This window comes from Aliiglaciecola litoralis (assembly GCF_039523355.1).
Classification (GTDB): Bacteria; Pseudomonadota; Gammaproteobacteria; order Enterobacterales; family Alteromonadaceae; genus Aliiglaciecola; species Aliiglaciecola litoralis.
This window is the reverse complement of record NZ_BAAAFD010000001.1, coordinates 322,960-339,241: the sequence shown is the minus strand read 5'-3', so window position 1 is coordinate 339,241 and position 16,282 is coordinate 322,960. Positions and strand designations below refer to the sequence as shown.

12 protein-coding genes are annotated in these 16,282 nt (G+C 44.6%); 6 read left to right on the top strand and 6 right to left on the bottom strand.

Going from position 1 to position 16,282, the window contains the following annotated elements:
- Nucleotides 1-190 precede the first annotated feature (190 nt).
- Together ABD036_RS01570 and ABD036_RS01565 are read right to left on the bottom strand one after the other, a co-directional pair.
- The gene (locus ABD036_RS01570; protein ID WP_343855909.1) at nt 191-2,500 is read right to left on the bottom strand and encodes a TonB-dependent receptor; all 2,310 of its coding nucleotides are present in this window, start codon (nt 2,498-2,500) and stop codon (nt 191-193) included.
- A gap of 186 nt (nt 2,501-2,686) precedes the next feature.
- The gene (locus ABD036_RS01565) at nt 2,687-3,661 is read right to left on the bottom strand and encodes a GlxA family transcriptional regulator (protein ID WP_343855908.1); all 975 of its coding nucleotides are present in this window, start codon (nt 3,659-3,661) and stop codon (nt 2,687-2,689) included.
- 158 nt (nt 3,662-3,819) lie between these two features.
- Here ABD036_RS01565 and ABD036_RS01560 point away from each other — a divergent pair, with 158 nt between their 5' ends.
- The 5 genes from ABD036_RS01560 (at nt 3,820) to ABD036_RS01540 (ending at nt 9,940) form a co-directional block, all read left to right on the top strand.
- Entirely contained in the window at nt 3,820-5,619 is a 1,800-nt protein-coding gene (locus ABD036_RS01560) for an acyl-CoA dehydrogenase (protein WP_343855907.1), read from the top strand.
- Nucleotides 5,620-5,631: 12 nt separating this feature from the next.
- Nucleotides 5,632-6,639, top strand: a complete 1,008-nt coding sequence (locus ABD036_RS01555) for an NADP-dependent oxidoreductase (protein WP_343855906.1) — start codon at nt 5,632-5,634, stop codon at nt 6,637-6,639.
- Entirely contained in the window at nt 6,636-7,400 is a 765-nt protein-coding gene (locus tag ABD036_RS01550) for an SDR family NAD(P)-dependent oxidoreductase (RefSeq protein WP_343855904.1), read from the top strand. The genes ABD036_RS01555 and ABD036_RS01550 overlap by 4 nt, the downstream gene beginning before the upstream one ends.
- Before the next feature lie 14 nt (nt 7,401-7,414).
- Nucleotides 7,415-8,179, top strand: a complete 765-nt coding sequence (locus ABD036_RS01545; RefSeq protein ID WP_343855903.1) for an SDR family oxidoreductase — start codon at nt 7,415-7,417, stop codon at nt 8,177-8,179.
- Nucleotides 8,180-8,290: 111 nt separating this feature from the next.
- Entirely contained in the window at nt 8,291-9,940 is a 1,650-nt protein-coding gene (locus tag ABD036_RS01540) for a SulP family inorganic anion transporter (protein ID WP_343855902.1), read from the top strand.
- Nucleotides 9,941-9,985: 45 nt separating this feature from the next.
- Here ABD036_RS01540 and purB read toward each other — a convergent pair whose 3' ends face one another.
- The 4 genes from purB to ABD036_RS01520 all read right to left on the bottom strand — a co-directional run bounded on the left by purB (nt 9,986) and on the right by ABD036_RS01520 (nt 13,815).
- Entirely contained in the window at nt 9,986-11,356 is a 1,371-nt protein-coding gene (gene purB / locus ABD036_RS01535) for an adenylosuccinate lyase (protein ID WP_343855900.1), read from the bottom strand.
- A gap of 13 nt (nt 11,357-11,369) precedes the next feature.
- A complete protein-coding gene (hflD, locus tag ABD036_RS01530) occupies nt 11,370-11,999 on the bottom strand; it encodes a high frequency lysogenization protein HflD (RefSeq protein WP_343856545.1) in 630 nt (209 codons plus the stop codon).
- A gap of 4 nt (nt 12,000-12,003) precedes the next feature.
- Nucleotides 12,004-13,128, bottom strand: coding sequence for a tRNA 2-thiouridine(34) synthase MnmA (gene mnmA / locus ABD036_RS01525; protein ID WP_343855898.1), 1,125 nt, complete (start codon nt 13,126-13,128; stop codon nt 12,004-12,006).
- 102 nt (nt 13,129-13,230) lie between these two features.
- Nucleotides 13,231-13,815: an rRNA large subunit pseudouridine synthase E gene (locus ABD036_RS01520; RefSeq protein ID WP_343855895.1), complete on the bottom strand. Its 585-nt coding sequence runs from the start codon at nt 13,813-13,815 to the stop codon at nt 13,231-13,233.
- A 234-nt stretch (nt 13,816-14,049) separates the two neighbouring features.
- On the opposite strand from ABD036_RS01520, the gene ABD036_RS01515 reads away from it, so the two are divergent.
- Nucleotides 14,050-16,272, top strand: coding sequence for an NADP-dependent isocitrate dehydrogenase (locus tag ABD036_RS01515; protein WP_343855893.1), 2,223 nt, complete (start codon nt 14,050-14,052; stop codon nt 16,270-16,272).
- Nucleotides 16,273-16,282 lie beyond the last annotated feature (10 nt).

Genomic DNA, 16,282 nt, shown 5'->3' with positions numbered 1-16,282 from the left:
GTTTGGGTTTTGCTGGACGGGGCTTTTTTCTTAAGTTTAGGATGCATTTCATCGATTCGAATAACAAAGCCTCGAAGTTATATTTGGGTATGTTTTTTAAACATAAAAAAAGGCTGAGAATAATTTCCCAGCCTTTGATATGTCATCACTGCACACGCGATTTCGCTTGGCAGTGGGGGAGTTTCTAGGATTAGTAGAAGCTAACTTTCGCCTCAATGCCGAAGATGCGAGGTTGATTGACGATACCGGTTAGGTTATTGAAATCGACACCACCTTTGACATTTTCTTCATCGGTTATATTACGACCGAAAAAGGCAATGCTGTAATTGTGTGCATAGTTTTCGTAACCAATTCGTAGCCCACCTTCGAAGTTATCGTCGACGGTATATTCAATTGAGTCGTACAAAAACAAGCTGGTCTCACCTTGGAATGCCCAATCGGTAAATACGAAGAATTCTCCATCATCGCCAACTGGAGTTGCATAGCGCGCAGTGAAGTTGAAGATGGTTTCAGGTGCTTGTGGGAAAGGGTTACCATCGATAACCGCGCGGTATCCATCCGGACGTGGATCATTGACTGTGCAGTTTCCTGTAAATGCAAAGTCAGGATTGCTGCCACAAGGCAATACGGTAAGTGTATCGTCTTGAATCTCGGTATTGTTGTAGCTATATCCGGCTGTCAGAGTAACGAATTCATTGACTAAATACTCAGCGTCAATTTCGAACCCGTAGCCTACACCTTTATCCGCATTTACCAGAGCAGTATTGTTAGCACCACCACCGATAGCCGAGAATTGTACGTCGTCGATTTGGTAATAGAACATAGCTGCATTTAAGCGTAAAGTGTCATCAAGTAAGTCTGATTTAAAACCCAATTCAAACGAGTTAATGGTTTCCGCTTCTGCTACCGAAGGATTACCTTCAAAGGCGACATCACGACCTTGAATTGTCTGCGCTCTAAAGCCATTGGCCAAACGGGCAAATACAGAGGTATCAGCGTCTAATTTATAATTTGCGCTTAATTCCCAACTAACTTGTCCATCGTCAACGTTGATATCTTCGTAATCCTGAACCGACGCAGCGCCAATTACCAAGGCAAATCCATCTACGTTTTGTTCACCCACCATGAGACTTTTTTCGTCGTAGGTGTAACGTAGTCCACCAGTAATATTTAATTTGTCATTAACGTCATAGGATGTTTGACCAAATACTGCCCAAGTTGTGTTTTCATGGAATACTGTTGTAGCACCAAAGAAACCATCGATGCTGGTCACATTGAACGAAGAGTCGTAGTAAAAATAACCTACTTGCCAACTCATGGCATCGCCGGTTTCACTGGCTAATCGAATTTCTTGTGTGAATTGCTCTAAATCATCTAGATTATCTTGGGTCACAGCAGGGAACGCGATGTTACCAGGGAAGGTTGTCTCTAGACTGCCATCACCATTGATGTCAGCAGGCTCATTAAGCACAACACCACCATCGATATCACCTAAACTAGAACCTTCTGCTTGTTCAATGGCGGTAATACTGGTCAACGACATACCGTCCAGACCGAACTCCAATTTCAATGAAGCGCCATAGTTTTCGTATGATTGAGGGTTGTTATCAGGACCGTCACCTTGGAGGTCTCCATCATAATAAACCACATCACGGTCAAAATTGCCGTTGAGGTTGTTGCTGCCCTTGGTAAACACGTTCGCTCTGAACATTGAGGCTGTGCCGTCTAGTTCACGACCATGCACATTTAACAGTGCTGAAAAGTCGTCGCTTGGAGCAAATAATAATTGACCACGCCACGCTTTTTCATCAAAGCCACCCATGGCGTCGTTTTCACCTGTGTAGGCATTGTCAATCCAATCATCTCTATCTTGAGATAAAACTGAGAATCGACCTGAAAGATTATCCGCCAATTCACCGCCCACTGCAGCTTCAAAATTCAGTGTACCTAGGTTACCTACCCCTAATTTGACATAAGCATCAAAATCGTCAGAAGGTTTTACAGAATCAAATTTTATGATCCCAGCGGTGGTGTTACGACCAAACAAGGTGCCTTGAGGACCACGGATAACTTCTACTTGTTGAACATCAAATAGTGGGAAGCTCTTTAAAATTACGTTTTCTTTAACGACATCATCCATCACAATAGAGACAGGCTGTGATGCGGCCAAATCAAAGTCGGTATTCCCCAGACCACGAATATAGAATCGAGGAGCAACACGACCATTGGATGTTTCTGCATATAAACCAGGAACACGCACCGCCAGAGCAAGAATATCTTCTCCACCTGCAAACATGCTTTCGAATCGCTCACCACTTAGCGTGGCAATCGAAATCGGAACTTCTTGGATACTTTGCGTTCTTTTTTGTGCGGTAACTGTAATTTGCTCTAATCCACGATCTTTGTTTTGTGGAGTGGCAGACTCTTGTGCAAAGGCGGTTTGCCCACACAGTGCGGTACTAATGCATATCGCTAGCGCGGCTTTGTTAAACGTTGTCATAGTTTCACCGATAAAGTTTGGATCGTATGTGTGTTGTCAGTGCTACTTCTCATCGTGGGGAAGTGAGCACCGTGTATGTGTCCTATATCAAACCTTTTAAAGGTCCAGATTAGTGTTGTCGATTATCGTTTTTACACTAACTTGTGTATCTTAACAAAGTTGACACAGTTTAAAATCTAAAATGCATTATCGAATGAATTTTTTACGATATTGACTAGGCGATAATCCCGTGACGGACTTGAATAAGCGGGTAAAGGAACTGAGATCTTCATAACCCACCGCGTTAGTCATCGCTTCCAATGAGACGCTCTGAGTCTCTAGTATCTTTTTCGCGGCTTCCACCCTTATCGACTGTAAATAGGCAAAAGGCGTTTGTTCAGTAGCGGCTTTAAATCTGCGCAAAAGCGTGCGAGGGGTCATACTTACGCGTTTAGCCAATTGCGCCAATGTGATAGCTTGTGAGTAATGATTTTCTAACCATTCTTGCAGTAACAACACTTCCTGATCTTGATGATATTTTTTACTCCGTAGTTGTGCATAAGCCGCCTGACTGCCTCTTGATAAATCCATCACATGCGCTTTTGCGGTGTTACTGGCAACATCATGGCCACAATAACGCTCAATTAAAAGCAAGGTTAGATCAAACCAAGCCATGCCACCACCAGAGCAGTATATCGAGCCATCTTGGGTAATCAACTGGTTAGAATTGAGTGCCACACAAGGGTAGCGCTGTTCAAACAATTCAGCATATCCCCAATGGGTTGTGGCTTGTTTATTATCCAAAATGCCTGATTCGGCAAGAAAAAATGCACCACTGCAATTGCTAGCAATATCAGCTCCGGTGTCATAAAAATGTTGGATAAAAGGCAATAAATTGCGATTGTTGCTGAGCACTTCTTCAGGCTTGCCGCCTATAGTGGGGACAATCAAAATATCAGTATGGTCAACATTTTCAATCGCCAATTGACTTTGAATGGTGACATGATTGATACATTCAATTGGCTTATTGCCGATTGAAGCCAATTGTACTTTGAATATTTGCTGTGGCGCTTGACCTTGCATTCGTTGCCAAGTCACGCCTGCTAATGCAAACAAATCTAAGGCGCCTGTAATGGCACTGGCGTATGCCTGATCAAAGCCTAAAATTGTCACCACATGCATAGAATATAACCGACCAATAAAGAACAGTGTTTGGAGGTTATCACAGTTATGAATGGGTGGCGATATTCACCATTATAATGTCGATAGAGACAATTAGCGGTCAGGTATAAATATGTGATCCTAAACCTGTATTAATCTAATTGCTGAAGGCTTTGTCGATGATCCAACCACTGATTAACCCCAAAGAATTACCTTTTCAACTGTATGAGGTTTTAGATACAGAAGCCTTACTCGCCCGCGAGCGGTTTTCGGAACATAGTAAAGACACCTTTGATGCCATTTTGAATACAGCAGATAAGATCGCTACTGAAAAGTTTGCAAATCATAATGCCAAAGCGGACAGTCAAGAGCCGACATATGATGGTCAAAATGTCCACATGATTGAAGAAGTTAAGCATGCCTTTGATGCTTATTCTGCCGCTGGTTTTATGGCCGGTCGCTACGATTTTGATGAAGGTGGTATGCAGCTTCCAGAAAGTATCATGATGGCCTGTTCAGGCTTTTTCATGGCCGCTAACCCATCTACAGCAGGCTATCCTTTTTTGACCGTAGCGGCAGCCAATGTGATCCGAAATTTTGCTTCACCAACGTTAGTCGAACAATTTATGCCGCGAATGTTAAGTGGCGAATTTACCGGCACAATGGCCTTAACTGAACCTCACGCAGGCTCATCACTCGCCGATATTCGCACTCAGGCTACACCTGCTGATGATGGCAGTTACCGACTGAAAGGCAGTAAGCTTTATATCTCTGGTGGGGAGCACCAATTGTCTGAAAATATTGTGCATTTAGTGCTGGCTAAAATACAAGGGGCGCCAGCCGGAGTAAAAGGCATTTCTTTGTTTGTCGTACCCAAATACCGATTGGATGAACAGGGTAACCCAAAGACGAAGAATGACGTAGCCTTAGCTGGTCTCATCCATAAACTGGGCTATCGAGGTACCACATCAACGGCGCTGACATTTGGAGAGAACGACGATTGTTATGGCTATTTAGTTGGCGAACCTCATCAAGGTTTGCGCTATATGTTTTTAATGATGAATGAGGCACGTATCGGTGTGGGGTTTGGCGCCGCAATGATTGGATACAGTGGTTATCAATATTCATTAGCATACGCAAAAGAGCGCACGCAAGGGCGGCTACCTCCTCACAATTCACCCACTGATGCGGCGACTGAGATTATTAATCATGGCGATGTTAAGCGCATGTTGCTTGCGCAAAAGTCGTATGTCGAAGGGGCAATCTCATTATGTCTATACGCAGCCAGATTAGTTGATGACATTAACACCTTGAACGCTGAAGATGAAAAGCGCAGTACAGAAGAATTGCTCGATTTATTAACGCCAGTGGTTAAAGCATGGCCTTCTGAGTTTGGGGTTAAAGCTAACGATTTAGCCATTCAGGTGTTAGGTGGCGCTGGATACACCCGTGAATATCCAGTAGAGCAATGTTGGCGAGACAATAGGCTCAATCCGATTCATGAAGGAACAAATGGGATTCAAGCTTTGGATTTACTGACGCGAAAATTGTGGCAAGCAAATGGGGCAGGATTGCGCACACTGCAACATCGTATGCAGCAGGACTTCAGCAAGGCTGATGGCGAGTTTTGTTTACCATTAGTGACAGCGTTGTCTCCTTACTTAAACGAATTGCAAGGACTTATCCCGAAGCTCGCTAAGGGATTGCACAGTGAAGACCAGCCTACTTTGCTGGCCAATGCCCAGTGTTTTATGAACATTTTCTCTAGCATTGTGATCAGTTGGATTTGGATCCGACAAGCAAATGTTGCGGAGGCTGCCTTACAACATTGCGAACAGGCAGATAAACACTATTATTTAGGCAAAATTCAAGCCGCCAAATATTACATACATTGGGAGCTTCCTCTTATTCAACGGGATATCTCTTTACTGAACGAACTTGATGACAGTTGCAGTGGCATGCAAGCAGACTGGTTTTAAAAGGAAAGGAACATGAAAAGTAGACAATTTTTACTCGCATCACGACCTGTAGGTACGCCTACCGCTGATAATTGGGATTATGTGGAAACTGATTTGCCGCCACTTTCAGTCGGTCAGATTAAAGTAAAAGTACTGTACATCTCACTTGATCCGGCAATGCGAGGCTGGATGAACGAGGGAAGGTCATATATACCACCGGTTGCTATTGGAGAGGTGATGCGAGCTGGCGGCGTGGGCGAAGTATTGGAATCCAGTGATCCTAATTTTGCCGTTGGCGACTTTGTGTCTGGTGGATTTGGCGTTTGTGATTTTGCGGTGATCGACACCAAAGGTGTGCACAAAGTAGATCCTAAACTCGCTCCCCTTGAGCGCTATTTAGGTGTGCTAGGTATGCCAGGTATGACGGCTTACTTTGGGCTGCTTAATACGGGACAACCAAAAGCAGGCGAAACCGTCGTGGTATCCGGAGCGGCGGGAGCAGTGGGCACTGTGGTAGGGCAGATAGCAAAATTAAAGGGGTGCCACGTTGTTGGTATCGCCGGCGGTACTGAAAAGTGTCAATATTTAATCGAACAACTGGGTTTTGACGGGGCGATTGATTATAAAAACCAAGATGTTAAAAAAGGCTTAAAGGCGACCTGTCCCAATGGTGTTGATGTTTACTTTGATAACGTAGGTGGTGATATTCTTGATGATGTGCTCAGCAAAATAAATATGAAAGCGCGTATTGTGGTGTGTGGCGCAATAAGCCAATACAACAACACAATGCCAGTAAAAGGCCCTTCCAACTATCTTTCACTGTTGGTAAACCGTGCGCGAATGGAAGGGATCGTGGTATTCGATAACATCAAGGATTATCCCAAAGCCGCGGCTGAAATGGCGGGCTGGATTGCACAGGGTAAACTGATTGCTAAAGAACACGTTGTTGAAGGGTTAGCGACTTTTCCCGATACCTTACTTATGCTGTTCCGCGGTGAAAACTTTGGCAAGTTGGTGATTAAAGTGGATCACACATCATGATTGCCGCGGACGTAACAGAAAAACACATTGTGATCACCGGTGGCGCCTCTGGTATCGGTGAGCACACTGTGAGGCTATTAGCGGCGCGAAATGCCAAAGTATTCTTTGGTGATCTTAATGAACAGGCTGGTTTAGCGTTAGCAGCATCGTTATTAGAGCAAGGACTCACCGTTTCCTTTCATGAGCTCGATGTGACAAATGTCGAATCGGTAGAGACCTTTTATCATGCGGCAATTGCGACTTTTGGTAACATTGATGTGGGTTTGAATAATGCCGGCGTGGATCACACCCCAGCGCGCATGCTTGAAGTGCCCGATGAAGACTACCATCGAAATATCGCCGTTAACCTAACCGGCGTGTGGTACTGCATGAAGCAACTATTAACCAATATGATGGAAAGCGGTGGCGGCCATATTATCAATTTGGCGTCCGTTGCCGGTACCTCTGGAGCACCCTCTATATCTGCTTATGGTGCTTCAAAACACGGTGTGATTGGGCTAACCAAATCAGTTGCTATTGAGTATGCAAAGTCAAATATAAGAGTAAATGCGGTATGTCCTAGTTTTGTCCAAACCCCCATGGTGGAACACGTCATGTCACAGATGAATGACAAACAAAAGGCGACATTAGTGGCTGCTAATCCAATGAAACGATTAGGTAAACCCGAAGAAATTGCCAGCGCGATAGCATGGTTGTGTAGCGACGAATCAAGTTTTATGACCGGCCATTCAGTGGTGTTAGATGGCGGATTAACGGCTTGAGCAAAGGAGGTAATATGAACAAAAATCTATTCGACTTAACCGGTAAAATTGCCTTGGTGACAGGTGCCAGCCGCGGTATTGGTGAATCAATTGCTAGATTATTGGCCGCCTATGGCGCGGAAGTTATCGTTTCAAGTCGCAAAATTGATGGCTGTGAAGCCGTTGCTAAAAGTATAAGAGATGACGGCGGTAAGGCTCACGCTCTGGCCTGTCATGTCGGTGAACTTGCTCAGATTGAATCGACTTTTGCGCACATTCAAGCGCAATTTGGGCGTCTCGATATTTTGGTCAATAACGCCGCTGCAAATCCTTTCTTTGGCCATATTTTAGATACTGACCTGGCAGCTTACGAAAAAACGGTCGACGTCAATGTGCGCGGTTACTTCTTTATGTCAATTGCGGCAGGCAAAATGATGAAACAACAAGGTGGTGGGGTGATCTTAAATACAGCCTCGGTCAATGGACTCTCGCCCGGCGACATGCAAGGTATCTACTCAATAACCAAAGCTGCCGTCATCAGCATGACCAAAGCCTTTGCGAAAGAGTGCGGTAGTCTTAATATTCGCTGCAACGCGTTGTTGCCTGGTTTAACGGATACTAAATTTGCATCGGCGTTAACCAGCAATGAAAATATTCTTAAAAAAGCGCTTAAAATTATCCCACTTGGCCGTGTCGCAGATCCTGACGAAATGGCTGGAACGGTATTGTATTTAGTCTCAGATGCATCCAGCTACACGACTGGAACCACAGTGGTTGTTGATGGGGGAATGATGGCGTAAGTAGCGCTGATGTTGAGCATACCACTGGTAAGGTCAGTTCTTGGTTGCCTTATAAAGACATTATCAGTATAAAGCGTCCCAACTTTTAACTTTATTTTGGTTGGATTTTTCGTGGCATTATTTAATCAATTTAATCGAGCTTCTTTACGCGGTGATCTACTTGGTGGCATGACCGCCGCTATCGTTTCTCTACCAATGGCACTGACCTTTGGTGTGGCGTCAGGTGCTGGTGCCGAAGCGGGGATTTATGGTGCCTTATTAGTTGGCTTGTTTGCAGCAATCTTCGGTGGTACTTCCACCTTAATATCTGAGCCTACTGGACCGATGACAGTCGTGATGGCGACGGTCATGACCACTTTGATTGGTGAAAATCCAGAAAATGGTAAGGCAATGGCCTTCACTGTTGTGATGCTGGCCGGTTTGTTTCAAATCCTCTTTGGCGCGCTCAAGTTAGGACGCTATATTACCCAAATGCCATATAGCGTGATATCGGGGTTTATGTCAGGTATTGGCTTGATATTAATCATAATTCAATTAGCGCCATTTACCGGTTCTGCAGCCCCACCCGGAGGGGTAGTGGGAACACTTTCTTCGCTTGATTCAATTCTTCAAAACTGGCATCCAGTAGAATTATTTTTGGGTGTGTTTACGCTGATTATTCTGCTGTTTACGCCGAAGCGATTTACACGAGTTATTCCGCCACATTTAATTGCATTAATCCTTGTCTCTTTGGTTTCGGTTTGGTTTTTTTCGTCGTTTGAGATACAACGCATCGGGGCAATAAATATTGGTTTACCGTCGATTGTACTGCCTGAATTTTCGAGTGCGCAACTACAAACAATGCTGATTGAAGGCATGGTGTTGGGCATGCTTGGCTGTATTGATTCAATGTTAACGTCTGTTATTGCTGATAACCTTACTCGCACCGAACACAAATCCGACAAAGAGCTTATCGGTCAAGGGATCGGTAATATATTTTCTGGCCTGTTCGGTGGTTTACCGGGGGCCGGGGCAACAATGGGCACGGTAGTGAACATTCAAAGTGGCGCCAAATCGGCCTTTTCTGGCGTATTTCGTGTTGTATTCCTAATCGTTGCGGTATTTGGTGCGTCTCAGTTAATTGAGCAAATACCCCTAGCGGTGCTAGCGGGTATAGCCATTCGGGTTGGCATGAATATACTCGATTGGAGTTTCATCAAACGTTCTCATCGGGTATCCATTCAATCCACGGGCGTGATGTTTGCGGTAATGTTATTAACGGTATTTGTGGATCTGATCGTGGCAGTTGGGGTGGGGGTGTTTATCGCAAACCTGATCACTATCGACAAGCTCAGCCGTACCCAAGAAAAGAACATCAAAGCCATCAGCGACATGGATGATAAAACCCCGCTAACCAAGCAACAAAAACAACTCATTCGCGAATCCCAGGGGCAGATACTCATGGTGTATTTGAGTGGCCCGATGATTTTTGGCGTTGCCAAAGCATTAAGCCGAGAACATGCGCAAATTGCCGATCACAAAGTATTTATTATCGATTTGTCTGACGTCTCGATGCTTGACGATACAATTTCACTGTCGATTGAGAATGCGATAAAAGAAGCCGTGGAATTGAAAAAGGAAGTGTTTATTGTCGTGCAGTCCAAAGCGACAAAAGAAAAGCTGTCCCGCATGGGAATCGATGAATTGATTGGGCATGAGCACCTTACAGAGAGTCGTACAACAGCGCTGCAACATGCGTCGAGCATAGTGCATACGCAATAACTGCGTATGCACTTAACTATTCACTATTGTAAAGTGAATGGGGCGCTATTTTAGTTGCTCGACAAGTTCGATGGCATCGCCAATATAATTGGCTGGGGAGAGCTGTTTCAATTGCTGCTTAACGTTTTCAGGCAGCTCTAAGTTGTCAATAAACTGCGCGATAGCATCCTGATTGACTTTTTTACCGCGGGTGAGATCCTTTAACTTTTCATAGGGTTTTTCAATCCCGTAGCGACGCATTACGGTTTGAATAGGCTCGGCGAGTAATTCCCAATTGTTATTCAACTCATCAAGCAAGCTTTGTTCATTGACTTCTAATTTACTGATCCCTTTTAGCGTAGATTCATAGGCGATCACTGCATACCCCATACCCACACCGAGATTTCTTAATACCGTGGAGTCGGTCAAATCCCGTTGCCACCTTGAAACCGGTAATTTACTTGCAAGGTGCTGCAACATAGCGTTTGATAAGCCCAAATTTCCTTCAGAGTTTTCAAAGTCAATTGGGTTGACTTTGTGTGGCATGGTCGATGAGCCAATCTCGCCAGCAACGGTGCGCTGTTTGAAATGTCCCAACGCAATATAGCCCCACACATCCCTATCAAAATCGATCAAAATGGTGTTGAATCTTGCGATGGCATCGAACAGCTCAGCAATATAATCATGGGGCTCAATTTGAGTGGTAAATTGATTCCAATGAATACCTAGACTGGTAACGAACGACTCTGAAAAGGCATCCCAGTCAACATCTGGGTAAGCCGATATGTGCGCGTTGTAATTGCCCACAGCGCCGTTTATTTTGCCCATAATGTTAACATCGGCAATTTGTTGACGTTGACGTGCTAAGCGTTGCATCACATTCGCCATTTCCTTGCCCATAGTGGTAGGAGACGCAGGCTGGCCGTGAGTTCTTGCCATCATGGCAATGTGCTGATAATCAATCGCCAAACGCTTGGTTTCACTGATTAACTTGTCGCAATAAGGCAGTAAAACTTGCTCTCTTGCTTCATTAAGCATCAGTGCGTGGGATAGGTTATTGATGTCTTCAGAGGTACATGCAAAGTGAATGAATTCATTGACCGCATGTAATTCACTATGATCTGCCACTTGTTCTTTTAAAAAGTACTCGACCGCTTTCACATCGTGATTAGTAGTGCGTTCAATCTCCTTAATCCGCAGGGCATCTTGCTCACTGAAGTTAGCGGCAATTTGATCGAGCTTTTGGATTGCGTCAGGAGAAAATGCAGGAACTTCTGTTATTTGCGGTGTCGATGCTAATTTTTGCAACCAACGAACTTCAACCAATACGCGGTATTTAAGCAAACCGTATTCGCTGAAATAATGCCTTAGTGCTTTGCTTTTTTCGCCGTAGCGGCCATCTACGGGTGACACTGCAGTCAATGCAGACAATTCCATGAAAACGCTCCTATTAAAATTGATGAATAAGTTGTTGTAAAGCCTGAGTGTTGGCAACAATTTTTCTGCGACCAAATAGAATTTGTCGACGTTGCCCGCCCAGTTGACGCCACAGCACAGCAGCACGTACACCGGCGAGCAGTAGGGCTCTAACTCGGTGTTGGTTCGCGTTTTGTTGCAGCATGGCAGGCAGTCCCGCCACTTGAATTTTAGGACCTACAGGACTAATGACATCAACGTAGATACTGGCAAGGTTTTGGATCATTTGTTCATCAAATAAATCAAAATGAGCCAATTGCCTGTTCACCTGAGAAATGCGCTCTCCCAGTTCATTCATTTTCGCTGACTGTCTGCTTAGCTTGCGTTCCAGACCCAATATGCTGGCAACATAGCGCGTAATTTCGGCATCTTTTTCCAGTGGTGTGTTACCCAATTGGCTAACCAAAGTTGACATGCCTAGCTCTATATCGGCTAGGGTGCCAAATACCTCTAAGGTGCTCGCTGGATTGGTGTTAATAATACTACCCAAGCTAGCCGCAAATGCCGTTTCAGGAGCTTGTCCTTTTCTTGCGTATAATTGCACTAATGCTGCAGCCTGACAGACACCTGCTAAGGCAATGCTTTTTTCAGATTCGTTATCCATATTCTCAGCGTAAGTAATGTTCAATAATGCCGCCACCCAAACAAACTTCGCCGTTATAAAAAACAGCGGATTGACCGGGGGTAACGGCTTTTTGTGGGAGGTCAAAAATAACCTTGACGGTACCGTCTGCCTCAGGTGTTAAAGTGCAGTCGATGTCTTGTTGGCGATAACGGGTTTTTACCGTACACCGCAAATCTGCTGTAGGTCCAGTTCTATCAACCCAATGTAATTGGTTAGCAACTAAGCCTTTAGAGTAAAGGGCAGGGTGATCCGCTCCTTGGCCGACGATTAAGACATTGCGTTTCACATCTTTATCAACCACATACCAAGGCTCGTCACCGTATTCTTTCATGCCACCAATGTGCAAACCTTTACGTTGGCCTAGGGTATGAAACATAAGTCCTTCATGATCGCCAATTTCAACGCCTTCGGCCGTTTCAATTTTACCCGGTTGCGCCGGAAGATAGCGTGATAAGAAATCTTTAAATTTACGTTCACCAATAAAACAGATGCCAGTACTGTCTTTTTTATCGTGGGTGATCAATTGTTGTTGTTGGGCAATCTCGCGCACTTTGGGCTTTTCAATCTCACCTACCGGAAACAACGTTTTGGCAATGTGATGTTCACCCAGCGTATAGAGAAAGTAACTTTGATCTTTATTGTCATCTTGACCACGTAACATTTTCCAATGACCGTCTTGATAAGCACGACGAACATAATGACCCGTGGCGATGTAATCCGCGCCGAGATCTTCGGCAGCAAATTCTAAAAAGGCTTTGAATTTGATTTCTTTGTTACACATGATGTCGGGATTGGGCGTTCGCCCGGCACGATACTCATCTAAAAAGTATTCAAACACGTTGTCCCAATACTCGGCTGCAAAATTAATCGTGTGCAGTTCAATACCCAATTTGTCGGCGACAGCTTGAGCATCGGCTAAATCTTCTGCTGCGGCACAATATTCATCGTCGTCATCTTCTTCCCAGTTTTTCATGAAAAGACCTTCGACCTGATAACCTTGTTGCAATAACAAATAAGTGGCCACAGAAGAATCAACGCCTCCAGACATCCCAACGATGACTTTTTTGTTAGCGTTTTGTGAATCAGATGTACTTGATGTGACAGACATATTGCTGAATTAATCTCACTGGCAAAAGGGCGGCTAAGTCTAGCAAAATAAACACTTTAGTGGAACATGCAAGTCTTAAACAAAATACAATTAAACGGGCGCTTACCGTTTATTTAAAAGTCGGTATTCCCCGTTGGTGATGCCATCGATGGTCCAGCTACCTATACGGTATCGGATCAGTCTGAGAGTAGGGAAGCCGACTGCCGCGGTCATTCGCCTTACTTGTCTATTTCTACCTTCGCTGATGGTTAACGATATCCATGAAGTGGGTATATTGGCGCGAAACCGCACCGGTGGATCACGTTGCCATACCTGAGGTTCGGCTATTTCGGATACTTTTGCCGGTAAGGTCATGCCATCTTTGAGCTCAACGCCAGCGGCAAGTTGCGCTATTGCCTGAGGCGTTATTTGACCATCAACCTGCACCCAATAGGTCTTTGTGGTTTTATGCTTAGGATCGGCTAATTTATGTTGAAGTTTTCCATCATTGGTCAACACCAATAGTCCTTCACTGTCTCTATCCAATCGACCAGCGGCATAAACACCTGGAATATCGATAAAGTCTTTCAGTGTTTTTCGACCCGCTTGATCGGTAAACTGGGTAAGTACGTTAAAAGGCTTATTGAATAACACAACACGTGTTTCTTGCGCAGTTATTTTGTTTTTCGCGGTTTGGTTATGCTTCATAAGTTTCAATTGCGTGCAATTTTGCTCTGACGAGTACTGGTAATGCAAGTTTACCCCATATATTATTGATAATTAATGTAATTCGAAAAATTGCTGGTGAAGTTGAAAGGATTGACTAAAATCTGCTGTGACATTAACCCAAAGTGTGATGGTGCGAGCTCATCAATGGCTCATGGCCGCTTCCAATGCGATTAGGACTAACCAGGCGCGATTGCGCCACTACTGAGGTATATAATGACTACATCCAAGTCTAAAATAATTTACACTAAAACAGATGAAGCTCCGGCACTGGCAACGTATTCGTTGTTGCCCATCGTTAAGAAATTTTCTGCGGCGGCTGGCATTGAAGTAGAGACCAGTGATATTTCGCTCGCAGCGAGAATTCTAGCCAATTTTCCTGACTACCTAACAGATGAGCAAAAAGTGCCAGACGCTTTATCAATCTTAGGTGACCTTACTCAATCTCCAGATACCAATATTATCAAGCTTCCAAACATCAGCGCGTCAATCCCTCAGTTGAAAGCGGCGATCAAAGAATTACAAAGTAAAGGGTTTAATCTACCTGAATATCCCGAAAACCCGCAAACAGATGAAGAAAAAGATGTCAAAGCGCGTTATGGCAAAACCCTAGGTAGTGCGGTTAACCCGGTACTACGTGAAGGCAATTCAGACCGCCGCGCACCGACTGCGGTTAAAAACTACGCGAAGAAACACCCGCATTCAATGGGCGAGTGGAGCCAAGCATCGCGGACTCATGTGGCACACATGCGTGGTGGCGATTTCTATTCTGGTGAAAAGTCAGTCACAGTTGAAAAGGCTGGTCACGTTAGTATTGAATTCTTTGACAAAACGGGTAAGAAAACCACGTTAAAATCGCGCGTTGATTTGCTTGCCGGTGAAGTTATTGACGGCATGTTCATGAGCAAAAAAGCTTTATGTCAATTCTTCGAAGAACAAATTGAAGACGCTAAAAACAGCGGTGTGTTGTTCTCATTACATGTTAAAGCGACCATGATGAAAGTGTCGCATCCCATTGTATTTGGACACTGTGTCAAAGTGTTCTACAAAGATCTGTTTAAGAAATATCAAAGCCTGTTTGATGAGTTGGGGGTGAACCCAAACAATGGCTTAGGCAGTGTTTACGATAAAATTTCTAGCTTGCCTGCGTCTCAACGCTCTGAAATTGAGCGCGATATTAATAAGTGTTATCAAGATCGCCCGCCCTTGGCGATGGTTAATTCCGACAAGGGTATTTCTAATTTGCACGTGCCCAGTGATGTCATTGTTGATGCATCAATGCCTGCAATGATCAGAAGTTCAGGTCAAATGTGGGGGCCAGATGGAAAGCCTCAGGATACTAAAGCGGTGATCCCTGAAAGTACCTATGCAACCATCTATCAAGAAGTGATCAACTTCTGTAAGACCCATGGCGCATTCGATCCTACCACTATGGGAACCGTGCCTAATGTTGGACTGATGGCGCAAAAAGCCGAAGAGTACGGCTCGCACGACAAAACGTTTGAGATGCAAGCGGATGGTAAAGTACAGATAATCGACCAAGACGGTAATGTTCTGATTGAGCATGATGTCGAAGAAGGTGATATCTGGCGCATGTGCCAGGCTAAAGACGCTCCGATTCGTGATTGGGTAAAACTGGCTGTAACTCGCGCCAGACAATCTGGCATGCCTGCCATTTTCTGGTTAGATGACGAACGTGCTCACGACGTGCAGTTGATTAATAAGGTCACTCAATACCTTAAAGATCATGACACCAGCGGTTTGCAAATCGAAATAATGTCTCCAGTCAGAGCGATCCGTTACACCATGGAGCGTGCGATCCGAGGATTGGATACCATTTCGGTAACCGGAAATGTGTTGCGTGACTATTTGACCGATTTATTCCCTATTTTGGAATTGGGTACCAGCGCCAAAATGCTATCTATAGTTCCTTTGATGGCCGGTGGCGGACTTTTTGAAACCGGTGCTGGCGGATCTGCGCCTAAACATGTTCAACAGTTTGTTGAAGAAGGTCACTTACGTTGGGATTCACTTGGTGAGTTCTTAGCGCTGGCAGTGTCACTTGAAGATCTCGCGATCAAAAATGACAATGCCAAAGCGAAAATACTGGCTAAAACTTTGGACACGGCAACCGAGAAGCTATTAAACAATGGCAAATCGCCACTGCGTAAAGCGGGCCAACTTGACAACCGTGGTAGTCATTTTTATTTGGCGTTATATTGGGCTGAGGGGTTGGCAAATCAAACTGATGATACGCAACTCGCTGCAGAATTTAAGCCGGTGTTCCAAAACCTGAGTGATAATGAACAGCAGATTATTGCCGAAATTGATGCGACTCAGTCGAAACCGACAGAAATTGGTGGCTACTACTACCCCGTTGATGCGCTCGCCACTAAAGCAATGTGTCCAAGCGAAACCTTAAATAAAATTTTAAATTAAGCGTTTGGCA